The sequence below is a fragment of the Methylobacterium sp. BI1 genome (assembly GCF_056680125.1).
The window spans coordinates 578,969-598,428 of the sequence record NZ_CM155267.1 but is presented as its reverse complement, the minus strand read 5'-3'; the positions used below and the strand labels follow the sequence as shown (position 1 = coordinate 598,428).

The following is a 19,460-nucleotide window of genomic DNA, read 5'->3' as shown; positions in this document are numbered from 1 at the left end:
GTTCAGCCCTTGCTCGCCGGGGGGACCGGCGGCGTCCACACGGCATCGCGGACGCGGATGGGATTGGCGATCAGGCCGAGGGCCTGGAAGCGGTCGGCCACGCGCTGCTGGCCGGCGACGACCGGCTCGGAGAGCGGGGCGATGACGTAGACGCTGCGGTCGACGGCGCGCTGGGTCGCGTCGAGGGGCACGCCGGTGCCCTTGGAGAGCAGCGCGGCCACCTCCGGGCGATGGGCCTCGCACCAGGCGGCCACCTCGGCCAGGGCGCCGACCACCGCCTGGACCACGGGGGCGTTGGCGTTGGTGAAGTCCCGGTTGCCCAGGAAGAAGTTGGTGGGCTTCTCGATCTCGACGGCGCTGGCCAGGATGCGGGTGCCGGGCTGGCGCTCGGCGATGGCGAAGTAGGGGTCCCAGATCGCCCAGGCGTCGACGGCGCCCCGCGCGAAGGCCGCCGCCGCATCGGCGGGCGCCAGGGTCACGGGCTCGATGTCCGTGTAGGCCAGCCCCGCCTTCTCCAGGGCGCGGACCACGAGGTAGTGGGCGCTCGAGCCCTTGGCGAAGGCGACGCGCCTGCCCTTGAGGTCGGCGAGGGTCGTCAGGGGCGAGCCCTGCGGCACCAGGATCGCCTCGCCGGAGCCGCCCGCATCCTGGGCCGCCACGTAGAGCAGGGTGTTGCCGGCGGCCTGGGCGAAGACCGGGGGCGGCGCCCCGGTCTGGCCGAAATCGATGGCGCCCATGCCGAGGGCTTCGAGGACGGGGGGACCGAACGAGAACTCGGTCCAGCGCACCGCCACGCCCAGCGGCTTCAGGGCCCGCTCGATGGTGCCCTGCTGCTTGGCGACGACGAGGATGCCGTTCTTCTGGTAGCCGATCCGGAAGGTGCCGGCCTCCCCGGCCAGGGCCTTCCCGGACAGGGCTTTCCCGGGCAGGGCCGTGCCGGGCAGGCCAGCCGCCAGGGCGCCGGCCAGGAGGGTGCGTCGGGAGAGCATCGGCGGGGCGCCCTCAGCCGGCGCTGGCGAAGGCGGCGACCGGGGCCGCGGCCTCCGGCCCGGCGATCCGGGCGGCCCGGGCCTGGAGCAGGTCCGCGAGCTGGCCCGCCGCGTCCGCGATGCGGGCCTTCACGCCCGGATCGACGAGGACGCCGTCGCGAAAATCCTCGTCCGAGCCGTAGACCGCGCTCGGGATGGTGTGGGCGCTGAAGAACCCGAAGAGCGGGCGCAGGGCATGCTCGACCACCAGGGCGTGGCGGGGGCCGCCGCCGGTGGCCGAGAGGATCACGGGCTTGCCCACCAGGGCGGCCGGATCGACGAAGTCGAACAGGTGCTTGAACAGGCCCGTATAGGCGCCCTTGTACACCGGCGAGCCGACGATGAGCGCGTCGGCGCCCTCGATGGCCTCGACGATGCGGCGGGCCGGCAGCGGCAGCAGGTCCCGCGACCAGGCGGCGCCGAGCCCCGGGCCGGCATCCACCATGTCGAACAGGCGGATCTCCGCCCGCAGGTGCGTGCCCACCGCCTCGGCGAGGGACTCGGCCAGCGCCCGGGTCTTCGAGGGGCGCTGGAGATTGGCGGTGAAGCCGACGATGCGGGGCAACGACATGGGGCGACTTTCGTGTGCGCCAAGATCTCCAGACGTGACGGTGCCATCGCCCAAGACGAGCGCTGGTCAACACGAGAGTATCTAGAGATCTCTGCTCGGTGAAATGGGCTCTGCCACGGGTTTTCCGTGACTTCGTTCTGATGAAAACGTGCCCGTTGCCCGCACGAGAATCAATGAAACGTTCTTTTGAATGCGCGCCATCGCGGAGAGGATCTCTCCGGGGTGTGCGCCTGCGGGAGATGATCCCGTTCGACAGGCATTATCGTGCCGCGATTCTTCGAAAGCCTCGGGATCGGGGCGGCATCGGGCCTCGCAAGGCCGGACGGCGCCCGGGATCGCGCCTCAGGCGACGGCGTCGTCGAGAACGCCCTGCAGCACGACCCGGCGGAACGCCGCCAGGAGGTCGGCATCGAGCTTGGGCAGCATGCCCTGCATCAGGGCATGGGCCTCCCCGTGGGGCAGCGGATCGCGATAGGGGCGCCGCTCGGTCAGGGCCGAGTGGATGTCGCAGATGGTGACGAGGCGCACGAGGTCGGGGATCGCCGCCCCCGCGAGGCCGTCGGGATAGCCGCTGCCATCGAGCATCTCGTGGTGCGAGCGCACCACGGCGAGGGTCGCGGCGTCGAACCCCTCCTGGGCGGTCAGGAGGTCGGCGCCGATGGCCGGATGGGTGCGCATCACCGCCATCTCCTCCGCGGTGAGGCGACCGGGCTTGTTCAGGATCGCCAAGGGGATCTTGGCCTTGCCGACATCGTGCAGGAGCGCGGCGCGCGCCAGGCGCTTCTGGTCGGCGCGGGCGAGCCGCAGGCCGGCCCCGAAGGCGGCGGCGTAGCCGGCGACGCTGAGCGAGTGCTGGTAGAGCTGCTGGTCGTGGCTCTGGATCACGTCGAGCCAGGTGCGGATGCCGGAATCGGAGACGGCGGCCAGGATCAGCTCGGTGCCGGCATCGACCCCCTCCGCGCTCACGGGACGGCCGGCCTCGGCCGCCTCGAAGGCGCCGGCCACCAGGCCGACGGCGGCCCGCGCCCGCTCGGCGATGTCCCGGACCTTCCGGACGGGGGCGGCGACGGCGCTCCGGCGGGCGGCCTGCCAGGTGTCCACCAGGGCGAAGAGCGTGCCGAGGACCGCCGTGCGGGGCGCATCCGCCCGGAGGGTGCGGGTGGCGACGGCGGCCCGGCCGCGCGCGGCGGGGGGCTCGTTGGTCAGTTGCAGGCTGGCGATCCGCGAGCCGTGGAGACGGGCGATCCAGGCGGCGGCGAGGCGCGCGTCGCCGTTGACGTCGACCACGGCGACGAGGGGCAGCACCACCGGCAGGGCGTCGTGGGGCTCGATGCAGCGGCAGGCGATCACGTTCTCGACGGCGCGGCAGAGCAGGGCCGCCAGTTGCGGCCTATCCGAAACGATGAGAACGGAGTTGTCCTGGGTCACGAGCGGGTCCGTCAACCTGGTGCGCGGTCCGGCTTCCGAGCCCGACCCTCAACATTTGACACCAAATCATTATCGAACAATTCACGACAAAGCATCAGGCAGTCGTGGCACTTCCTCTACGTGGTCTCTGCGGATGAGCGAGGGGTGTCAGCGTATACAAAATCCCGATTTGGCACAGATCAGGCTGCGCGCGCGCGCCGAGAGCTTGTCAACCTCTCGAATCCGGGGCGGTCGCCGGGGGCCGCGCGGCCGAACGGGCCCGTGACGACCCGCGATGCGTGAGACGGCAAACCACGGCCGCGGCGGTCGTGGACTTTTGCGGCGCGGTCGCGCACCTCGTGCCGGCCCGGCTCGGATGCGGGCGGAGGGCGACGATGACGGGAGAGCGGGCGATGAACCGGCGCGAGGCGGTGGCGGCGGCCCTGGCGCAGGTGGCTCCGCGCCTGCCGGATTTCGAGACCGAGGCGGTGATCGACCGCGCCCTGGCGAGCCCGGGCCTGCGCAACGCGCGCCCGGACAACGCGGCCTGGCTCGCCCTCGTGGCCTATGCCCGCCACGTCTTCACCGAGTACGACGACCTGCTGGCGGAGGGCTACGACCGCGACAGCGCCCGCCACTTCGTCCTCGACGACCTCAACGCCGCCCTCGCCGCCTGGGGCTCACGCCGGCGGGTCTCGGAGGAGGAAACTGCGGCGCAAGAAAACGCGGAGGAGGGGAACGCGGAGGCGGAGAACGACGAAACCCCGTGAGCCCGATCACGGTCGCGTGGGCTCCGGTGCTGGGTTGCATCCGGACGGGTTGCACCGCGCCGGCGCCGACGGCATCGTCCCGCCGCGCCGGCCCATCCGTCTTGGCCGGGACAGCGACAGTGCAGGGAACCCATCGTCATGAAGATCAGCGCACGCAACGTCCTCAAGGGCAAGGTCGTCTCGGTCGAGAAGGGGGCCACCACGGCCCACGTGAAGATCGAGATCGCCGGCGGCCAGCTGGTCACCGCCTCGATCACCAACGAATCCGTCGACAGCCTGAAGCTGACCGTGGGCGGCGAGGCCTATGCCGTGGTCAAGTCTTCCGACGTCCTGGTCGCGGTGGATTGAGGACGATGCGCCGGCTCGCCGCGCTCGCGCTCTCCGCGTCCCTCCTGGCGCAGTCCGCCACCGGGGCGCAGGCGCAGCCCGCCCGCGAGCCCGGCGCGTCGCCGGCCGCGGACCCGGCGGCCTGCACGCAGTTCGACTGGTCGCTCCTGCGCGAGCAGGCCTGGTTCTCGGCCGCGGGCCTGCCGCGGGTGGAATCCGGCGGCACCCTGGCGGCCGCGATGCCGGCTGCGATCCTCGCCCTGAAGCCGCAGGACGCGGTCGCCGCGCCCTTCGCGCCCTCGCGGGAGCCGAAGCCCGGCTCCTACGGCGGCGTGCTGCACCTCGAGGCGCCCCTGGCCCCCGGCGCCTATCAGGTCACCCTGTCGGACCGGGCCTGGATCGACGTGAGCCAGGACGACAAGACCCCGCGCCCTCCGACGGCCAGCACGATGCGTCCCGGCTGCCCGATGCTCGCCAAGAGCGTGCGGTTCCAGCTCGGCACCGCGCCGATCACCCTCCTGATCAGCAATGCGCCCGTCGACGCGATCCGGATCGCCGTGGCACCGGTGGACTAGGGCGGCACTGCGGACCCTCGACGGGGCGATCCCCGATGGACTAGAGTCTGCAGGGTTCATCCCGAACCCGGCGGACTCTGGATTTCTTTCCTCTCGTTTCGTCGTCCCGGGATGACCGGTTTCCGCCGATCCCCGATGAACTCCAGCGTGGGCGCGAGACCCAGACCCTTCGCCTCAGACGATCCTCGGCGCCCCGCCCGGCGGGGTCGCGATCCCGGGAGCCTTCCGCTGACCCTTCGCCTCCGCCTCGCGACGTTCCTGCTCCTCGGCGCCTGTCTCGGCCTGCCCGCTGCGGCCCAGGACCGCGGCACCGTCAACCCGAAGCCCCTGCCGCCGCTGGCCAACCCGGACGCCCCGGACACGCCGGCGAAGGCCCTGTTCGGCCGGGCCACCACCCCGGCGCCGGGCCCCGCCCACGCCTACGGCTCCTACGCCAAGGGCTGCTTCTCCGGTGGCGAGGCCCTGGCCGTCGACGGGCCGACCTGGCAGGTGATGCGCCTGTCGCGCAACCGGATGTGGGGCACCCCGCCCCTGGTCGACTTCCTGGAGCGCCTCGCCGCCAAGGCACCCCGCATCGGCTGGAACGGCCTCCTCGTCGGCGACATGTCCCAGCCCCGCGGCGGCCCGATGCTCACCGGCCACGCCTCGCACCAGCTCGGCCTCGACGCCGACATCTGGCTGACCCCGATGCCGGACCACCGCATGAGCCGGGTCGAGCGCGAGGAGACCTCCGCCACCAACGTGGTCCGCCCCGACCGCCTCGACATCGACCCGCAGGTCTGGACCCCCGAGCACCTCAAGCTGATCCGGATGACGGCGCAGGAGCGCGAGGTGGCGCGGATCTTCGTCAACCCGGCGATCAAGAAGGCCCTGTGCCGCGAGGCCGGCGGCGACCGCGCCTGGCTCTCGAAGGTGCGGCCGATGTACGGGCACAATTACCACTACCACATCCGCCTTTCCTGCCCGGCAGGCCAGGACCAGTGCGGCGATCAGGCCCCGCCGCCCGCCGGCGACGGCTGCGGCGAGGAGCTGGCCTACTGGTTCAGCGACGCGATCATGAACCCGAAGCCCGCGACGAAGCCGCCGCGCCCGAAGCCGCCGATGACGATGGCGGCCCTGCCCGCCGCCTGCCGGGCGGTGCTGAAGGCGCGCTGAGGACCTCTCCCGCCGCTCCCGGCGCGGGGGCGGCCAGCCGGACGACAGGACGAGCGATGGGCGAACGGATCACGATCATGGCCGGCGACGGCACGCAGGCGGTCATCGACGCCGACGGGGCCGAGCCCGTCTCCTGGCAGGTGGGCGGCCGCGAGTATCTCTGGAGCGGCGATCCCGCCCACTGGAACCGGCACGCGCCGTGGCTTTTCCCGGTGGTGGGTGCCTCAACCGACGCCACGGTCCATGTGGGCGACGCGGCCTACCCGATGCCGCAGCACGGCTTCGCCCGCGACCTGCCCTTCACGGTGATCGAGCGGTCCGGCGACAGCGTGAGCCTGCGCCTCGCCGACAGCGAAGAGACCCGGGTGCACTACCCCTACGCCTTCCGCCTCGACATCACCGCCCGGGTCGGCCCCGGCCTCCTGGATCTCGAGATCTGGATCGAGAACACCGACACGGTGCCCCTTCCCTACGGGCTCGGCTTCCACCCCGCCTTCCCCTGGCCCTTCGCCGGCGGCGCCCGGGCGGCCGGGGGCGGCTACGCCGTCCGCTTCGAGCACCCGGAGCGCCCCTTCGCCCCCGAGGTCGGGGCGGGCGGCCTCCTCCTGCGCGACGAGCGGCCGATTCCGCTCGCGGGCGATACCCTGCCCCTCGATCCGGCCCTGTTCACCGAGGCCCTGGTCTTCCGGGATGCGGCGAGCAGCTGGATGCGCTTCACCGGCCCCGACGGCACGGCGATCCGCCTCGCGGTGTCGGATTTCCCCCATCTCGCGGTCTGGACCAAGCCGACGGCGCCCTTCCTGTCGCTGGAATGCTGGACCGGCCATGCCGACTGGGCCGGCTTCTCGGGCGATCTCAAGGACCGGGATTCGCAGCGCCTGCTGGCGCCGGGGGCCCGCGCGCGCCACGGCGTCACGCTGTCCTTCGAGCGGGAGAACCGGGCATGACCGACGCGCTCTCAGGAAAAGCTTTCTCGGCAGAGGCTTTCTCGAGCGAGGCCTGGACCCGCAACGCGGCGGCCTACGAGGCCATCCGCACCATGCCCTTCAACGCCGAGCTCGCCGCCGGCAGCCTCGCGCAGGCGCGGTTCATCCACTACATCGTGCAGGACGCGCACTACCTCATGGGCTTCGGACGTGCCCTGGCGCTGGCCGCCGCCAAGGCGCCGAACCCCGACCGGATGGTGCAGTTCGCCCGGGCGGCCGAGACCGCCATCGTGGTGGAGCGCTCGCTCCACGGCGGCTTCTTCCGCGATTACGGCATCGACGCCGAGACCTTCGCGCAGACCCCGCTCTCGCCGCCCTGCGACCACTACGTCTCCTACCTCGTGGCCACCGCCTATGCGGAGCCCTACGAGGTGGTGCTCGGCGCGCTGCTCCCCTGCTTCTGGATTTATGCCGAGATCGGCCGGGACATCTTCGCCCGGGCGCGGGCCGACAATCCGTACCGCGCCTGGATCGACACCTATGCGGGCGAGGACTTCGCGCAGGCGGTGGCCGCCATGATCGCGGCCACCGACGAGGCCGCCGAGGGCGCCGCGCCGGAGGTCCGGGCCCGGATGCACCGCGCCTACACCCAGGCCACCCGCCTCGAATACCTGTTCTGGGACGGGGCCTATCGCGGGGCGGCCTGGCCGGTCTGAGGCGGGCGGCCTCGCCCCGTCAGACGGCTTGACTATGAGACGGCCTGGAGCCGGGCGCCCCGGGCGTGGGCCGCGGGACGGGTCCGGCTGCGGAACCGGTCCCGGGCGGCGCGGGCCGCCTGCTCGACGCTGCGGTAGACCGTGCCGTCGAGGGGCGCGAAGTCGCGGCTCGACGCGAAGAAGCGCACGCCGCCGGGCTCCGGCACGGCGATGCCGGCGGTGATCTCGCCGACCTCGATGACCCGCGGCGGGGCGGGTTCCGCATGGCGTTCCGCATGGAGGCGGTTGCGGGCGCGTTCCGCCCGGTGATCCACGAGGCTGGGGGCCGCGTGCAGGCGATTCAGCGCCCGCTCGGCCTCGATCTGAAGATGCGGCATGACAAGGACTCCGGTGGCCGGCACGGGGCCGGCGCGAGACGAACGGTGGGACGCGCGGGTGTGGTCAGCGTCGACAACAGCCGTATCGGGACCGGAGACTCGGGGCATCGCCCCGCTGATGGCGTGCGTTGCAGACAGTCACGGCAAGTCATCCTTTCCAAGAAGGACCACGAGGCGCGAGCGCATCGCGGTGCTTTAGCGTTTGATGACGCGGCGCAAGCTACACACTTCAAATCACCGCGGCCCGACGACAGCGCAAGGCGTCGCCGAACGTCTTGAAGATGCTCATCCCGTTGCGTTTCGTCAACGGATCGATCTTCCGAATGCAGCACAGTCCGTGGCAGAAACGGCCCCGCTCGGAGCCCGGAACGCGCGCTTCCTTCGCAAGTCCGGGTTCCGCTTCGCAAGTCCGGGTTCAGGCGGCCGCGATGACGGCGGCGAGGTCCCGGTAATCGCGAAAGATCCGGGCAGCGCCGGCCCGGGTCAGGTCCGTGGCTGCCGGGTCGTGGTTCCAGTGCCCGCCTCCGCTGAAGCCGACGACGCGCATGCCGGCGGCGCGGGCCGCCGTGACGCCGGGCACGCTGTCCTCGATGACGAGGCAGGCCTCTGGGGCGACCCCCATCGCGGCGGCGGCATGGAGGAACAGGTCCGGCGCCGGCTTGCCCCGCGCCACCATGGTGGAGGAGAAGATCCGCCCCTCGAACAGCGGCAGCAGCCCCGTCAGCCCCAGGGAATGGCGCAGGCGCACGGGGTCGCTGCTGGAGGCGACGCAGGAGGGCAGCCCGAGGGCCGAGACCGCCGCGGCGACGCCCGCGACCGCGCGCAGCTCCGTGTCGAAGGCGCGCAGGGTGTCCGCCTTCACGGCCTCGACGAAGCCCTCCGGCGCCGTGATCCCGTAATCCTGCGCGATGTGGCCCATGATCGAGACCATCGAGGTGCCGGCGAAGCGCGCCCGGACGGTCTCCACGTCGATGGGCACGCCGATGCGGTTGAGGCCGGCGGTGAGGCGCGCCAGGCTGATCGGCTCGCTGTCCACGAGCACCCCGTCGCAATCGAAGATCACCAGCGAGAGGGAGGGGGCCGTCTCACCGGGCGCGGGCACCGGGTGAAGGAGGGTGGAGGCGTCGCGCATGGGTTCGGGTCGGGTCTCGGGTTGCGGCCGGGCCCCGCCTGCCGCGCGGCCCCTGCCCGCATATGGCGCGGACGCGATCCGGCGCAAACCGCGCGGCCGGCAGGCGCGGGCGCTCGGGGCGTCCGTGGCCGGGGCCTCGGGGCGGCCAAGGCCAAGGCCTCGTGGCTTGCGCCCGTCGGCGCGCCCTTCTACTCAGCCTCAGGGCCGGCGCGGATGCCGGCGGGTGCGATCGGGTGCGATGGTCCGTTTCCTCAGCCGCTTCCTCGGCCTCGTCTTCCTGGCGGCGGGCTTCGTCTGCCTCGTCTACGACGGGGCCCGCTCCGTCGCGAACAACACCCTGCGCGTCACCAGCGTCAGCGACCTCGCCTTCACCCTGTTCAAGGACCGGGCGAACGCCCTCCAGGGCACGGTGGAGAGCGTCGCCCCCTGGCTCTGGAAGATCCTCGTCCTGCCCCTGACCCTGGCGCCCGCCGCCGTGATCGGGCTCGTGATCGGGGCCGTGCTGCTCTGGCTCGGCCAGCCCGCGCGGGAACGGATCGGCTTCCTCAGCGGCCCCTGAGCAGGGACGGGCGGGCGCCTGCGGACGCGGGTGCCATTTCGCACGCGCTGCCGCCCGCCGCCCTCGCGCCGTCCGGCCGAGGTGCCATAATCCTGAACGGTCCCCGTCGTAGACGCAGGGGACCAGCGGGTCGCGGGACCGGTCACGTCCGATCGTCCCGACGCCCCGTCACCTGTCAGGGATCCTTCGCCCGCATGTCCCGCGCCCTCATGTCCCGCATCGCCGCCGCCTCCACCCTTGCCCTCCTGCTCGGCGCCGCGCCGGTCCTGGCGCAGCCGTCCCCGGGCGCCCCCCAGCGCAACATCGCCCCCACCGGGGTGACCAAGCCGCCGGGCCGCGCGGATGCGGGCAAGGCGCCCTACACCCGCGCCTCCACCGAGGCGGACATGGCCAAGGCCCAGCGCGCCTCCGCCGCCCGCGACAAGGCCTGGGACACCAAGATGCGCACCACCATGGGCTCGATCTGCAAGGGCTGCTGAGGCCGCCGGACCGCGCGCCGGCCCAGGCCCCGTGATCCGCCTGGAGGGCGTCAGCAAGCGGTTCCCCGGGGCCGAACGCCCGGCCGTCGACGCCCTCGACCTCGCCGTCGCCGAGGGCAGCGTCTGCGCCCTGATCGGCCCGTCCGGCTGCGGCAAGTCCACCACGCTCCGCATGGTCAACCGGCTGGTCGAGCCGGATTCCGGCCGGGTGCTGGTGGCCGGCCAGGACGTGATGCGGGGCGACCCCGTCGCCCTGCGCCGGCGCATCGGCTACGTGCTCCAGGGCGTCGGCCTGTTTCCCCATCGCAGCGTCGCCGACAACATCGGCACCGTGCCGGGCCTGCTCGGCTGGAAACGGGCCCGGATCGCCGAGCGGGTCGACGCGATGCTCGACCTCGTCGGCCTCGATCCAGCGCAGTACCGGGCCCGGCGCCCGCACGAACTCTCCGGCGGCCAGCGCCAGCGCGTCGGCGTCGCCCGGGCGCTCGCCGCCGATCCCCCGGTCCTGCTCATGGACGAGCCCTTCGGCGCCGTGGACCCCGTCGCCCGCGACCGCCTGCAGGCCGAGATCGGCGCGATCCTGCGGCGCCTGGGCAAGACCGTGCTCATCGTCACCCACGACATCGACGAGGCGATGCGGATGGGCGACCGCGTCGTGCTGATGCGCGACGGCCGCATCGTCCAGGCCGATCCGCCCGCGCGCCTCCTGGCCGCCCCGGCCGATCCCTTCGTCGCCGGCTTCGTCGGGCAGGACCGGGCCCTGCGCCGCCTCGCCCTCATCGCTGCCGGGAGCATGGGGCACCCCGGCGCCCTGCCGGACGCCCCCGCGCTCGCGGCCGGGGCGTCCCTGCGGGAGGCGCTGTCGCTCCTCCTCGCCACCGGCGCCGACGGACTCAATCTGACCGGCGACGGCCCGCCGGCCCATCTCACCCTGGCGGCGATCCGGGCCGAGGCGGCCCGGGCGGCGACGTAGCCCCGGCGCCCCGCCTTCGGCCCCCTGGTTCCCGCCTACTCGGTCCCCACCTACTTGCACTTTTCGCCTACTTGCACTCCTCGCGGGCGCGCTTCATCGCGTCGCCGAACCCCGCCAGGGCGTACTCGTCGCTGGTGGGATTGCCGCGCAGGGAGGTGGTCTTGATCTGCAGCTTCGGCGTGCGGCTCATCTCGGTGACCACCCGGGTCTCCTCCGCCGGGTTCTGGAGCCAGGCGTTGTTGTCCTTGGTGACGAGGCCGTAGCGGGTGGCGCCGAGGTTCAGGGTCGGGTCGGTGGGCGCCGGGCCGGCATTGGCCTTGGCCTGGCTGCTCGCCGGCTTGGCCGGGAAGCCGAGCATCACCGCGACCTCGTTGGCCACGTTCTCGGCCTTGCGCACGGTGACGAAGAGGTAGGCCGTGTCGCGCTTCAGAGTCTTGGGCGAGCGCGTCTGCGGCTGGGCGATGGCATAGCAGACGCGGGTCTTGCCCTGGCCGTTGGCGAAGACGTTCCAGTCGCCGAAGATCGCCACCGGCGTGGCCTGCTGCATCCCGGGCGCCGTCACGGGGGTCTTCGCGGCCCGCTCGCGCCCGCGGCGGGACTTCTTGCGGCTCGGGGCCTCCGCCGCCTCGGGGGCGGCCTCCTGGGCTTGGGCCTGCGCCGGGCCGACCGCGAGGGGATGGGGGGCGCCGACGAGGGCGGCGGGACCGGACAGGACCAGGATGGCGGCCCCGAGCCGGAGGCCGCGTCGCAGAACAGGAACCATGGAAGACCCTTCGGGACGTCTCCGGACCGGAAGACCCGGCCGACCGTCCGGATGTGCGGCGCCGCGCGGCGCCGGTTTCAGGATTGCGTGTCCCGCCCCGATCAGGCGGCGTGGGGCTCGGCGGAGAACCCCCCCGGCAGCGCCGCCATCACGCTCGCGAGGGCGGGGACGGTCAGCGTCGGCAGGGGGGAGGATTCCGCGGAGGCCGGACCCGCCGCCGCGGAGGCTTCGGGCATCTGCACCCGCGGCAGCGCGCGGGGCTTCGGATCGTTGTAGGGCGTGTTGTAGCACTTGCGCACGGAGGCCCAGAAGGCGGTCCGGTCGGCCTCGGGCAGGCGGCTCAGGGTGGCGTCGATCAGCGCCGTGGCCTCGGCCGCGAGGGCGGGGACGTCATCCGGCGCAATCCAGCTTTCAGCGGGCATGAGAAGATCTCCGAGGGGCTCGGGACAGGGTCCTACACAGCATCACATAGCTGAGCCGTGAACGCACCTGCCCCGGGTCCGGTTCTTTTCGACTCAGGCCTGCCCGAGCGCCGCGAGCCAGCGGTTCGCCTGCGACCGTACGTTGTCCGGCGCGGTGCCGCCGTAGCTGGTGCGGCTGGAGACGGAGTTCTCGACGCCGAGCACGGCGTAGACCGCCTGCGTGATCCGCGGCTCGGCGGCCTGCATCTCGGCCAGGGAGAGCTCCTCCAGCCCGACGTTGCGGGCGGAGGCCGCGCCGACGAGGCGCCCGGTGACGTGATGGGCCTCGCGGAACGGCAGGCCGAGCTCGCGCACCAGCCAGTCGGCGAGGTCGGTGGCGGTGGCGTAGCCGGACCCGGCGGCGCGGGCCAGCACCGGGGCGTTGGGCTCGAGGTCGCGCACCATGCCGGTCATGGCGGCGAGACACAGGGAGAGCGCCTGGAGGGCGTCGAAGGTGCCCTCCTTGTCCTCCTGCATGTCCTTCGAATAGGCCAGCGGCAGGCCCTTCATCACGATGAGCAGGCCCGTGAGCGCGCCGATGACGCGGCCGGCCTTGGCCCGCACCAGCTCCGCCGCGTCCGGGTTGCGCTTCTGCGGCATGATCGAGGAGCCGGTGGTGTAGCCGTCCGACAGCCGGACGAAGTTGAACTGGGCCGAGGTCCAGACCACCAGTTCCTCGGCGAAGCGCGAGAGGTGGACCGCGCAGATCGAGGCGGCGGCGAGCGATTCCAGGGCGAAGTCGCGGTCGGCCACCGAATCCAGCGAGTTCGCCGTCGGCCGGTCGAACCCGAGCGCCGCGGCCGTGGCGTGGCGGTCGATGGGGAAAGAGGTGCCGGCCAGCGCCGCGGCGCCGAGGGGGCACTCGTTCAGGCGCGCCCGGGCATCGCGGAACCGGCCGCGGTCGCGGGCCAGCATCTCCACGTAGGCGAGGCAATGGTGCCCGAAGGTGACGGGCTGGGCCGATTGCAGGTGGGTGAAGCCCGGCATCACCGTGCCCGCATGGGCCAGGGCCTTCTCGGCCAGGGCCCGCTGCAGGTCGGCCGCCTGCGCGTCGAGGCTGTCCAGGGTGTCGCGCACCCACAGCTTCATGTCGGTGGCGACCTGGTCGTTGCGCGAGCGCGCGGTGTGCAGGCGCCCGGCCGCCGGGCCGACGATCTCGGTGAGGCGGCTCTCGACGGACATGTGGATGTCCTCGAGCTCGCGCTTGAACACGAAGCCGCCCGCCTCGATTTCGTCGCGCACGGCCTTGAGGCCGTCTTGAATCGCGGCCACATCGGCGGATGGCAGGATGCCGGCCGCACCCAGCATCGCCACATGCGCCAGCGAGCCGCGGATGTCCTGGGGCGCGAGGCGCTTGTCGAACCCGATGGAGGCGTTGATCTCCTCCATGATCTCGGCGGGGCCGCTCGCGAAGCGCCCGCCCCACATCCGGTTGCTCATGCTGTCAATGACCCTTCCAGCCCTTCGCCCCGCCCACCCGGGCAAGCAACGATGATGCCCGGCACCCGGGCGGCCCTCGCCGGCGGAGCCGCCCTCGTTGCCCTCTTCGGCACATGGCTTGCCGTATACGGGACGGGCTCGACCGGCGGCAACTCCGCCGGCCCCTGCGCGGGCTCGGCCGCCGCGGCGGCCCGGATCACCCCCCTGGCCCGGGGCGAGGTCGCCGCCCTCCAGGTCGCGACCGCGCCGATGCCCGCGCCGGCCCTGGCCTTCAAGGGCCCGGAGGGAACCGACGCCACCCTGGACGGCGTGGCGGGCCTGCGCCTCGTGAACCTGTGGGCGACCTGGTGCGCCCCCTGCAAGGCCGAGATGCCGGCCCTCGACCGGCTCCAGGCCCGGCTCGGCGGGCCGGACTTCACCGTGATGGCGATCAACGTCGACACCCGTAACCTCGCGGCGCCCCCCGCCTGGCTCAAGCAGAACGGCATCGCGCGCTTGGCCTACTATGCCGATCCCGGCGGCCGGGTCCTGCCGGCGATCCAGAAGGCCACCGGCTCCCTGGGCCTGCCCACCACCCTCCTGGTCGACGGCGCCGGCTGCACCCTCGGGGTGATGAAGGGACCGGCCGAGTGGGACAGCGCCGACGGCGTCCGGCTGATCGAGGCCGCCCTCGGGCGATCCTGAGCCCCGCGGGGATCCGAGGATCCCCCCGGACGGGTCGCGCAAGGGTCGCCGTCAGGACAGAACACTCACCGCAGGGTCCTCGTCAGTCACGGACAGGGAGATAAACCTTTTTCGTTAGTCGAAAGGGGGACATCGCCCGTTGTCGGGCAGTTTCGTCGCGATCATGATCGATCGACATCGAATCGATGCGAGTGTCTCTGCGCCTGTTCACAGACGGAGGCCTGATCATCATGTCAAGAATCTGGGTTTTTTCTTCGCGGCACTTCTAGCCGCGCCCCTCGCCCGGACAGCCGAACTGCCGCGCAGCGGCACCGACAGCTACGCCACCACCTACGTCACCGCCGCCTTCGTCACGATGAAGCTCGGCGAGCGGACCGTCACGACCTATGACAGCTCCGGAATCACCCGCAACGAGTCCGGTGGCCCGATGTTCAACACCATGGGTACGCGCTGCCTCGGAACGCGCGAGGTCGTCGGCGGCGAAGCGCTCAACCGTGGCTCCTGCATCGACAGCGACACCGATGGCGACCAGATCTTTTCCACCTACGAAGCCAAGGGTGCCAAGGGTACGCATGTCTTCATCGGCGGAACGGGCAAATACGCTGGGATGTCGGGCACGGCGGACTATACGAGCCAATCGGTGAAGAGCCCGGACGAGCGTGGAATGACGCTGGTCATTCATCAGTCGAACTGGAGGCTATCGCCCTGATTATTCAATCATGGTGGATTACAGATGACGATCATTCGTGACGAACTTCGTCACTGGCTACAAAGACCTGCGGGAATTTTTAACGCCTGACGCGAATGATGCGGGACCTCCCCTCCGATCGGGTTCCTCGCCGCATGTCCCTCCGCGCCCTGTCGATCCGTACCAAGCTGTTCCTCGGCTTCGGCCTCGTCTTCGGTCTCGTGGCGCTGATCGGCGGCTCGGCCCTGCTGCAGCTGCGCGCCGTCAACGCGGTGGCGCGTGAGATGCGCGACGAGCGCCTCCCGAACGTGCAGCTCCTGGGCAAGATTCAGGTCCTGGTCCTGCGCCAGCGGGTCAATGGCGGCCGCCTGATCACCGCCGATACGCCGGCGGCCCGCGCCGACGTCTCGGCAACACTGGCCAAGCGCGAGACCGAGATGCGCGCCGTGCAGGCCGCCTACGCCGCGCTGCCGGCCAAGCCGGACTCGCAGGCCCTCTACCGCACGTTCGAGACGGAATGGACCGCCTACCGGACCCTGCAGGAGGGAATCGTCGCGCAGGCACAGGCCGGAGACCTCGCGGGCGCCCAGCGCACCTACAACACCGACATGTCGACGCGCATCAACGCCGTCCTCGGCGCCCTGCAGAAGCTCGTCGACCTCGAGGAGGGCAGCGCCCGCGCCAGCGGCGCCCGTGCCCAGGACACCTACGACACCGCCGTGCTGACCACCGCGATCCTCGTGGGCCTCGCGATGCTGATCGCGGCGGGTGCGGCCCTGGCCCTCGCCCTCGGCGTCAGCCGCCCGCTGCAGCGGATGACCGAAGCGATGCGGCGGCTCGCGACCGGCGACACGGCGGTCACGGTGCCGGGCGCCGCGCGGCGGGACGAGATCGGCGCGATGGCGGGCGCCGTCCAGGTCTTCAAGGACAACATCCTGCGCACCCGGGCCCTGGAGGCCGAGACCGAGGCGGCCCGCGCCGGAGCCGAGGCCCTGCGCCGGGAGACCCTGCGCAACCTCGCCGACCAGTTCGAGGCGGCGGTGGGCGGTGTCGTGGCGCAGGTCGGCACGGCCGCCGCGCAGTTGCAGGACACGGCCCGCAGCATGTCGGCCAATGCCAGCGAGACGGCGCAGCGCTCCGTCTCCGTGGCCGCCGCCGCCGACCAGGCCTCGGCGAACGTCACCACCGTGGCGGCCGCCGCCGAGGAACTCGGCTCCTCCGTCGACGAGATCGGCCGGCAGGTCCAGGGCTCGGCCCAGCTCTCCCGCGAGGCGGTGACGGAGGCCGGGCAGACCGCCACCTTCGTGCGCGACCTCAGCGAGGCGGCCCAGCGCATCGGCGACGTGGTGGCGATGATCTCGACCATCGCGGGCCAGACCAACCTTCTCGCCCTCAACGCGACGATCGAGGCGGCGCGGGCCGGCGAGGCCGGCCGCGGCTTCGCCGTGGTGGCGGCCGAGGTCAAGGAGCTCGCCAACCAGACCGCCCGGGCGACCGACGAGATCACCGGCCAGATCGCCCGCATCCAGGCGTCCACGGGCCAGGCGGTGGAGGCCATCGGCGGCATCACCGGCCGCATCCGCGAGATCAGCGACGTCGCCGCGTCGATCGCGGCGGCCGTCGAGGAGCAGGGCGCGGCCACCCAGGAGATCGTGCGCAACGTGGCCCAGGCCTCCATCGGCACCGGCGAAGTCACCCAGAACGTCTCGGGGGTGGCGGGCGCCGCCGAGGAGACCGGGGCGGCCGCCGCTCAGGTCCTGGCCTCGGCCTCGGCGCTCTCGCGCCAGTCCGAGCATCTCGGCGGCCAAGTCTCGCACTTCCTGACCACCATCCGGGCGGCCTGACGTCCGCAAGCCGGGCAGCCCCGGCACGCGCCCTCAGAGTAGCGCGTCGAGGCTCTCGATCACCCGCTCGGGGGGTTGGGCGGCATACTCATCCGGCAGCCCCTTGCGGTTGACCCAGACCGGCCGGAACCCGAAGGCGGCGGCCCCGGCCACGTCCCAGCGGTTCGAGGAGCAGAACAGCACGCCCTCCGGCCCGACCCCGAAGCGGTCGGTGGCGATGCGATAGGCGGCCGGGGCGGTCTTGAAGGTTCGCGCGGGTTCCACCGAGAGCACCGCGTCGAGGCGGTCCGCCAGCCCCGCCGAGGCCACCGCCCGCGCCAGCATCGCCGCGTCGCCGTTGGAGAGGATCGCGGTCCGCCATCCCGCCGCGCGCAGGGCCTGGAGCGTGCCCGGCACCTCCGGGTAGGCGTCGAGGTCGCGATAGGCGTCGAGGAGCCGGGGGCGCAGCGCCCGGTCGACACCGGGACAGCGCGCCAGCGCGTAGTCCAGCGATTGCTCGGTCAGGTCCCAGAACGGGGCGTAGCGCCCCATCAGGCCGAGGACCCAGGAATATTCGAGCTGCTTGGCGCGCCAGGTCTCGGACAAGGTCGTCGCCTCGGGTCCGATCGCGTCCGCGTGGCGCGCCACCGCCGCATGGACGTCGAACAGGGTGCCGTAGGCGTCGAAGACGGCGATGCGGGGCAATTCGGCCATGCGGGCCTCCTGTGGACAGATCCGATCGCTGCCGTCGGGCGGGGAGACCGCTCCCTCCCGCGCGCGCCGCGCGGAATCAGGCGCGCCGCAGGCGAAGCCCGAACAGGCGCAGCGTTCCCAACAACAGCACGGCGTAGACCAGCGTTCCGGCGATCCCGATCAGGCCCAGCACCGCCATCTCGCGCAGGCGCGGCAGGGCCGGCACCAGGGCGTCGGCCAGGGGCAGGCCGTAGACGGCGGTGGCCGCCAGCGCGATGCAGGCCACCACCACCCCGACGACCGTGACCCCGAGGGTGCGGCCCGGCGCCATCCAGCCCCGCCGCCAGGCGAGGGCCACGAGGAGGCCGAGATTGACCCATTGGCCGATGGCGGTGGCCATCGCGAGGCCGGTGACGCCGTAGGGCCCGGTGAGCACCACCTTCAGGGCGACGTTGATGGCGATGGCGGTGAGGGAGGCGATGAGCGGGGTCATCGTGTCCTGGCGGGCGTAGAAGCTCGCCAGCGCGCTACGCACGAGGACCACCGCCGGGAGGGACAGCCCGTAGGCGGCGAGGACCGAGGCCGCCCGGGCCGCGTCCTCGGCCCCGAAGGCGCCGCGCTGGAACAGGGCCGTCATGATCAGGGCCGGCAGGGTGAGGAACGCCACCGTGAACGGCGCCGCGAGGGCGAGGGAGAACCCGGCGGCACGGTTCTGGGCCGCGTGCGCCCCAGCGACGTCCCCGGCGGCGATGCGCCGGCTCATCTCCGGCAGGAGCACCGTGCCGGCCGCGATGGCGATCACGCCGAAGGGCAGCTGGTAGAGCCGGTCCGCATACCACAGGGCGGAGACCGCACCGGTGGGCAGCAGGCTCGCGATGATGGTGTCGGCGAAGGACGAGATCTGGAATCCGGCCGAGCCGATCACCGCCGGCCCCAGCACCTTGAAGAAGCGCCGCATGGCCGGGTCGCGCAGGGTCGGGGTCGTCAGGGTCGGGGCGATGCCCGCCCGCCGGCAGTCCCACCAGACCAGGGCGAACTGCAGCACGCCCGAGACGGTGACGCCCCAGGCGGCGGCGTAGGCGGCGTTGGGGAAGAGCGCGGCGAGACCCAGGGCGACCAGCATCGATAGGTTGAGCAGCACCGGCGCCCCGGCCGCCACGGCGAAGCGCCGATGGGCGTTGAGAATGCCGGAGAACAGGGTCACCAGCGTCATGAACAGGAGGTAGGGAAAGGTGATCCGGGTCAGCGAGACGGCCAGCGCGAACCGCTCCGGGTCCTCCGAGAAGCCCGGCGCCAGGGCGCGCACGACCCAGGGCATCGCCGGCATGGCGAGCGCCAGGAAGGCGATCTGCACGAGCAGCATCAGGGTGAAGATGCGATCGGCGAAGCGCCGCGCCGCGCCCGCCTCGGCCGTGTCGGTTTCCGAGAGGCCGGCATAGCTCGGCACGAAGGCGGTATTGAAGGCGCCCTCGCCGAAGATCGCCCGGAAGTGGTTCGGCAGGCGGAACGCCACCACGAAGGCGTCGGCCAGGGGCCCCGCGCCCAGGATCGCCGCCATCACCACGTCGCGGGCGAAGCCGGTGACGCGCGAGACCAGCGTCCAGCCGCCGACGGAGAGGATGCTGCGGATCATGGGGCTCGCTCGACGGTGATCGCGGCCCCTCCCCCCTCAGCGGGGGAGGGTGCCTGCGGAGCAGGCGGGAGAGGGGCAGCGCGACCTTTTCGGAGGGGACGGCGCCCCCCTCCCCCGGCCCACTTCGTGGGCCACCCTCCCCCGCAGAGGGGGAGGGTCACGTTGCGCGTGAGGAAGTCGGTGCGGAAATGCCAAGGACGGAACGCGCTTGCGATCCGAGGAGCGAACACGCGTGAGACCGGACACGGCAACGCCGCGAACCGGGTGGCTCGCGGCGCGA

Annotated in this window: 22 protein-coding genes; 12 read left to right on the top strand and 10 right to left on the bottom strand. The window is 72.5% G+C overall.

Going from position 1 to position 19,460, the window contains the following annotated elements:
* Positions 1 to 2: 2 nt before the first annotated feature.
* From AC1MGR_RS02830 to AC1MGR_RS02820, 3 genes are all read right to left on the bottom strand, one after another.
* Positions 3 to 989 (bottom strand): aliphatic sulfonate ABC transporter substrate-binding protein, encoded by a 987-nt coding sequence (locus tag AC1MGR_RS02830; protein WP_480233578.1) that lies wholly within the window; start codon positions 987 to 989, stop codon positions 3 to 5.
* Between the two features lie 13 nt (positions 990 to 1,002).
* A complete protein-coding gene (msuE, locus tag AC1MGR_RS02825) occupies positions 1,003 to 1,599 on the bottom strand; it encodes an FMN reductase (protein ID WP_480233577.1) in 597 nt (198 codons plus the stop codon).
* A 342-nt stretch (positions 1,600 to 1,941) separates the two neighbouring features.
* Positions 1,942 to 3,027 carry an HD domain-containing phosphohydrolase gene (locus AC1MGR_RS02820; RefSeq protein ID WP_181259680.1) on the bottom strand — a complete coding sequence of 362 codons (1,086 nt, stop codon included), beginning with the start codon at positions 3,025 to 3,027 and terminating at the stop codon, positions 1,942 to 1,944.
* Positions 3,028 to 3,419: 392 nt separating this feature from the next.
* On the opposite strand from AC1MGR_RS02820, the gene AC1MGR_RS02815 reads away from it, so the two are divergent.
* The 6 genes from AC1MGR_RS02815 (at position 3,420) to AC1MGR_RS02790 (ending at position 7,475) form a co-directional block, all read left to right on the top strand.
* Positions 3,420 to 3,776, top strand: coding sequence for a DUF2293 domain-containing protein (locus tag AC1MGR_RS02815; RefSeq protein ID WP_480234915.1), 357 nt, complete (start codon positions 3,420 to 3,422; stop codon positions 3,774 to 3,776).
* 138 nt (positions 3,777 to 3,914) lie between these two features.
* Complete coding sequence (locus tag AC1MGR_RS02810) at positions 3,915 to 4,124, top strand: TOBE domain-containing protein (RefSeq protein WP_055948660.1); 210 nt, start codon at positions 3,915 to 3,917, stop codon at positions 4,122 to 4,124.
* 5 nt (positions 4,125 to 4,129) lie between these two features.
* On the top strand, positions 4,130 to 4,678 hold the full coding sequence (locus tag AC1MGR_RS02805; protein ID WP_480233576.1) for a hypothetical protein: 549 nt from the start codon (positions 4,130 to 4,132) through the stop codon (positions 4,676 to 4,678).
* 135 nt (positions 4,679 to 4,813) lie between these two features.
* The gene (mepA, locus tag AC1MGR_RS02800) at positions 4,814 to 5,833 is read left to right on the top strand and encodes a penicillin-insensitive murein endopeptidase (protein ID WP_108036908.1); all 1,020 of its coding nucleotides are present in this window, start codon (positions 4,814 to 4,816) and stop codon (positions 5,831 to 5,833) included.
* Between the two features lie 56 nt (positions 5,834 to 5,889).
* Positions 5,890 to 6,780 carry an aldose 1-epimerase family protein gene (locus tag AC1MGR_RS02795; RefSeq protein WP_480233575.1) on the top strand — a complete coding sequence of 297 codons (891 nt, stop codon included), beginning with the start codon at positions 5,890 to 5,892 and terminating at the stop codon, positions 6,778 to 6,780.
* Positions 6,777 to 7,475 carry a TenA family protein gene (locus AC1MGR_RS02790; protein WP_480233574.1) on the top strand — a complete coding sequence of 233 codons (699 nt, stop codon included), beginning with the start codon at positions 6,777 to 6,779 and terminating at the stop codon, positions 7,473 to 7,475. The genes AC1MGR_RS02795 and AC1MGR_RS02790 overlap by 4 nt, the downstream gene beginning before the upstream one ends.
* Before the next feature lie 32 nt (positions 7,476 to 7,507).
* Here the strand turns inward: AC1MGR_RS02790 and AC1MGR_RS02785 are convergent, their stop codons facing one another.
* Positions 7,508 to 7,852: a hypothetical protein gene (locus AC1MGR_RS02785; protein ID WP_480233573.1), complete on the bottom strand. Its 345-nt coding sequence runs from the start codon at positions 7,850 to 7,852 to the stop codon at positions 7,508 to 7,510.
* Between the two features lie 415 nt (positions 7,853 to 8,267).
* Positions 8,268 to 8,984: an HAD family hydrolase gene (locus AC1MGR_RS02780; protein WP_480233572.1), complete on the bottom strand. Its 717-nt coding sequence runs from the start codon at positions 8,982 to 8,984 to the stop codon at positions 8,268 to 8,270.
* A gap of 238 nt (positions 8,985 to 9,222) precedes the next feature.
* On the opposite strand from AC1MGR_RS02780, the gene AC1MGR_RS02775 reads away from it, so the two are divergent.
* The 3 genes from AC1MGR_RS02775 to AC1MGR_RS02765 all read left to right on the top strand — a co-directional run bounded on the left by AC1MGR_RS02775 (position 9,223) and on the right by AC1MGR_RS02765 (position 10,995).
* Positions 9,223 to 9,543 carry a PetM family of cytochrome b6f complex subunit 7 gene (locus AC1MGR_RS02775; RefSeq protein ID WP_108036916.1) on the top strand — a complete coding sequence of 107 codons (321 nt, stop codon included), beginning with the start codon at positions 9,223 to 9,225 and terminating at the stop codon, positions 9,541 to 9,543.
* Between the two features lie 194 nt (positions 9,544 to 9,737).
* Positions 9,738 to 10,022: a hypothetical protein gene (locus tag AC1MGR_RS02770; protein WP_480233571.1), complete on the top strand. Its 285-nt coding sequence runs from the start codon at positions 9,738 to 9,740 to the stop codon at positions 10,020 to 10,022.
* Between the two features lie 31 nt (positions 10,023 to 10,053).
* Complete coding sequence (locus AC1MGR_RS02765; RefSeq protein WP_480233570.1) at positions 10,054 to 10,995, top strand: ABC transporter ATP-binding protein; 942 nt, start codon at positions 10,054 to 10,056, stop codon at positions 10,993 to 10,995.
* 67 nt (positions 10,996 to 11,062) lie between these two features.
* Here the strand turns inward: AC1MGR_RS02765 and AC1MGR_RS02760 are convergent, their stop codons facing one another.
* The 3 genes from AC1MGR_RS02760 to argH all read right to left on the bottom strand — a co-directional run bounded on the left by AC1MGR_RS02760 (position 11,063) and on the right by argH (position 13,659).
* Complete coding sequence (locus AC1MGR_RS02760) at positions 11,063 to 11,758, bottom strand: invasion associated locus b family protein (protein ID WP_480233569.1); 696 nt, start codon at positions 11,756 to 11,758, stop codon at positions 11,063 to 11,065.
* A gap of 101 nt (positions 11,759 to 11,859) precedes the next feature.
* Positions 11,860 to 12,180 (bottom strand): hypothetical protein, encoded by a 321-nt coding sequence (locus tag AC1MGR_RS02755; protein WP_480233568.1) that lies wholly within the window; start codon positions 12,178 to 12,180, stop codon positions 11,860 to 11,862.
* 93 nt (positions 12,181 to 12,273) lie between these two features.
* Complete coding sequence (gene argH / locus AC1MGR_RS02750; RefSeq protein ID WP_480233567.1) at positions 12,274 to 13,659, bottom strand: argininosuccinate lyase; 1,386 nt, start codon at positions 13,657 to 13,659, stop codon at positions 12,274 to 12,276.
* A 54-nt stretch (positions 13,660 to 13,713) separates the two neighbouring features.
* Here argH and tlpA point away from each other — a divergent pair, with 54 nt between their 5' ends.
* From tlpA to AC1MGR_RS02735, 3 genes are all read left to right on the top strand, one after another.
* Positions 13,714 to 14,343 (top strand): thiol:disulfide interchange protein TlpA, encoded by a 630-nt coding sequence (tlpA, locus tag AC1MGR_RS02745; RefSeq protein ID WP_480234914.1) that lies wholly within the window; start codon positions 13,714 to 13,716, stop codon positions 14,341 to 14,343.
* 139 nt (positions 14,344 to 14,482) lie between these two features.
* Positions 14,483 to 15,052, top strand: coding sequence for a hypothetical protein (locus AC1MGR_RS02740; RefSeq protein ID WP_480233566.1), 570 nt, complete (start codon positions 14,483 to 14,485; stop codon positions 15,050 to 15,052).
* Positions 15,053 to 15,186: 134 nt separating this feature from the next.
* On the top strand, positions 15,187 to 16,875 hold the full coding sequence (locus AC1MGR_RS02735) for a methyl-accepting chemotaxis protein (protein WP_480233565.1): 1,689 nt from the start codon (positions 15,187 to 15,189) through the stop codon (positions 16,873 to 16,875).
* Positions 16,876 to 16,908: 33 nt separating this feature from the next.
* Here AC1MGR_RS02735 and AC1MGR_RS02730 read toward each other — a convergent pair whose 3' ends face one another.
* Together AC1MGR_RS02730 and murJ are read right to left on the bottom strand one after the other, a co-directional pair.
* On the bottom strand, positions 16,909 to 17,568 hold the full coding sequence (locus AC1MGR_RS02730) for a haloacid dehalogenase type II (protein ID WP_480233564.1): 660 nt from the start codon (positions 17,566 to 17,568) through the stop codon (positions 16,909 to 16,911).
* A 76-nt stretch (positions 17,569 to 17,644) separates the two neighbouring features.
* Positions 17,645 to 19,180: a murein biosynthesis integral membrane protein MurJ gene (murJ, locus tag AC1MGR_RS02725; protein WP_108036934.1), complete on the bottom strand. Its 1,536-nt coding sequence runs from the start codon at positions 19,178 to 19,180 to the stop codon at positions 17,645 to 17,647.
* Between the last annotated feature and the right edge of the window lie 280 nt (positions 19,181 to 19,460).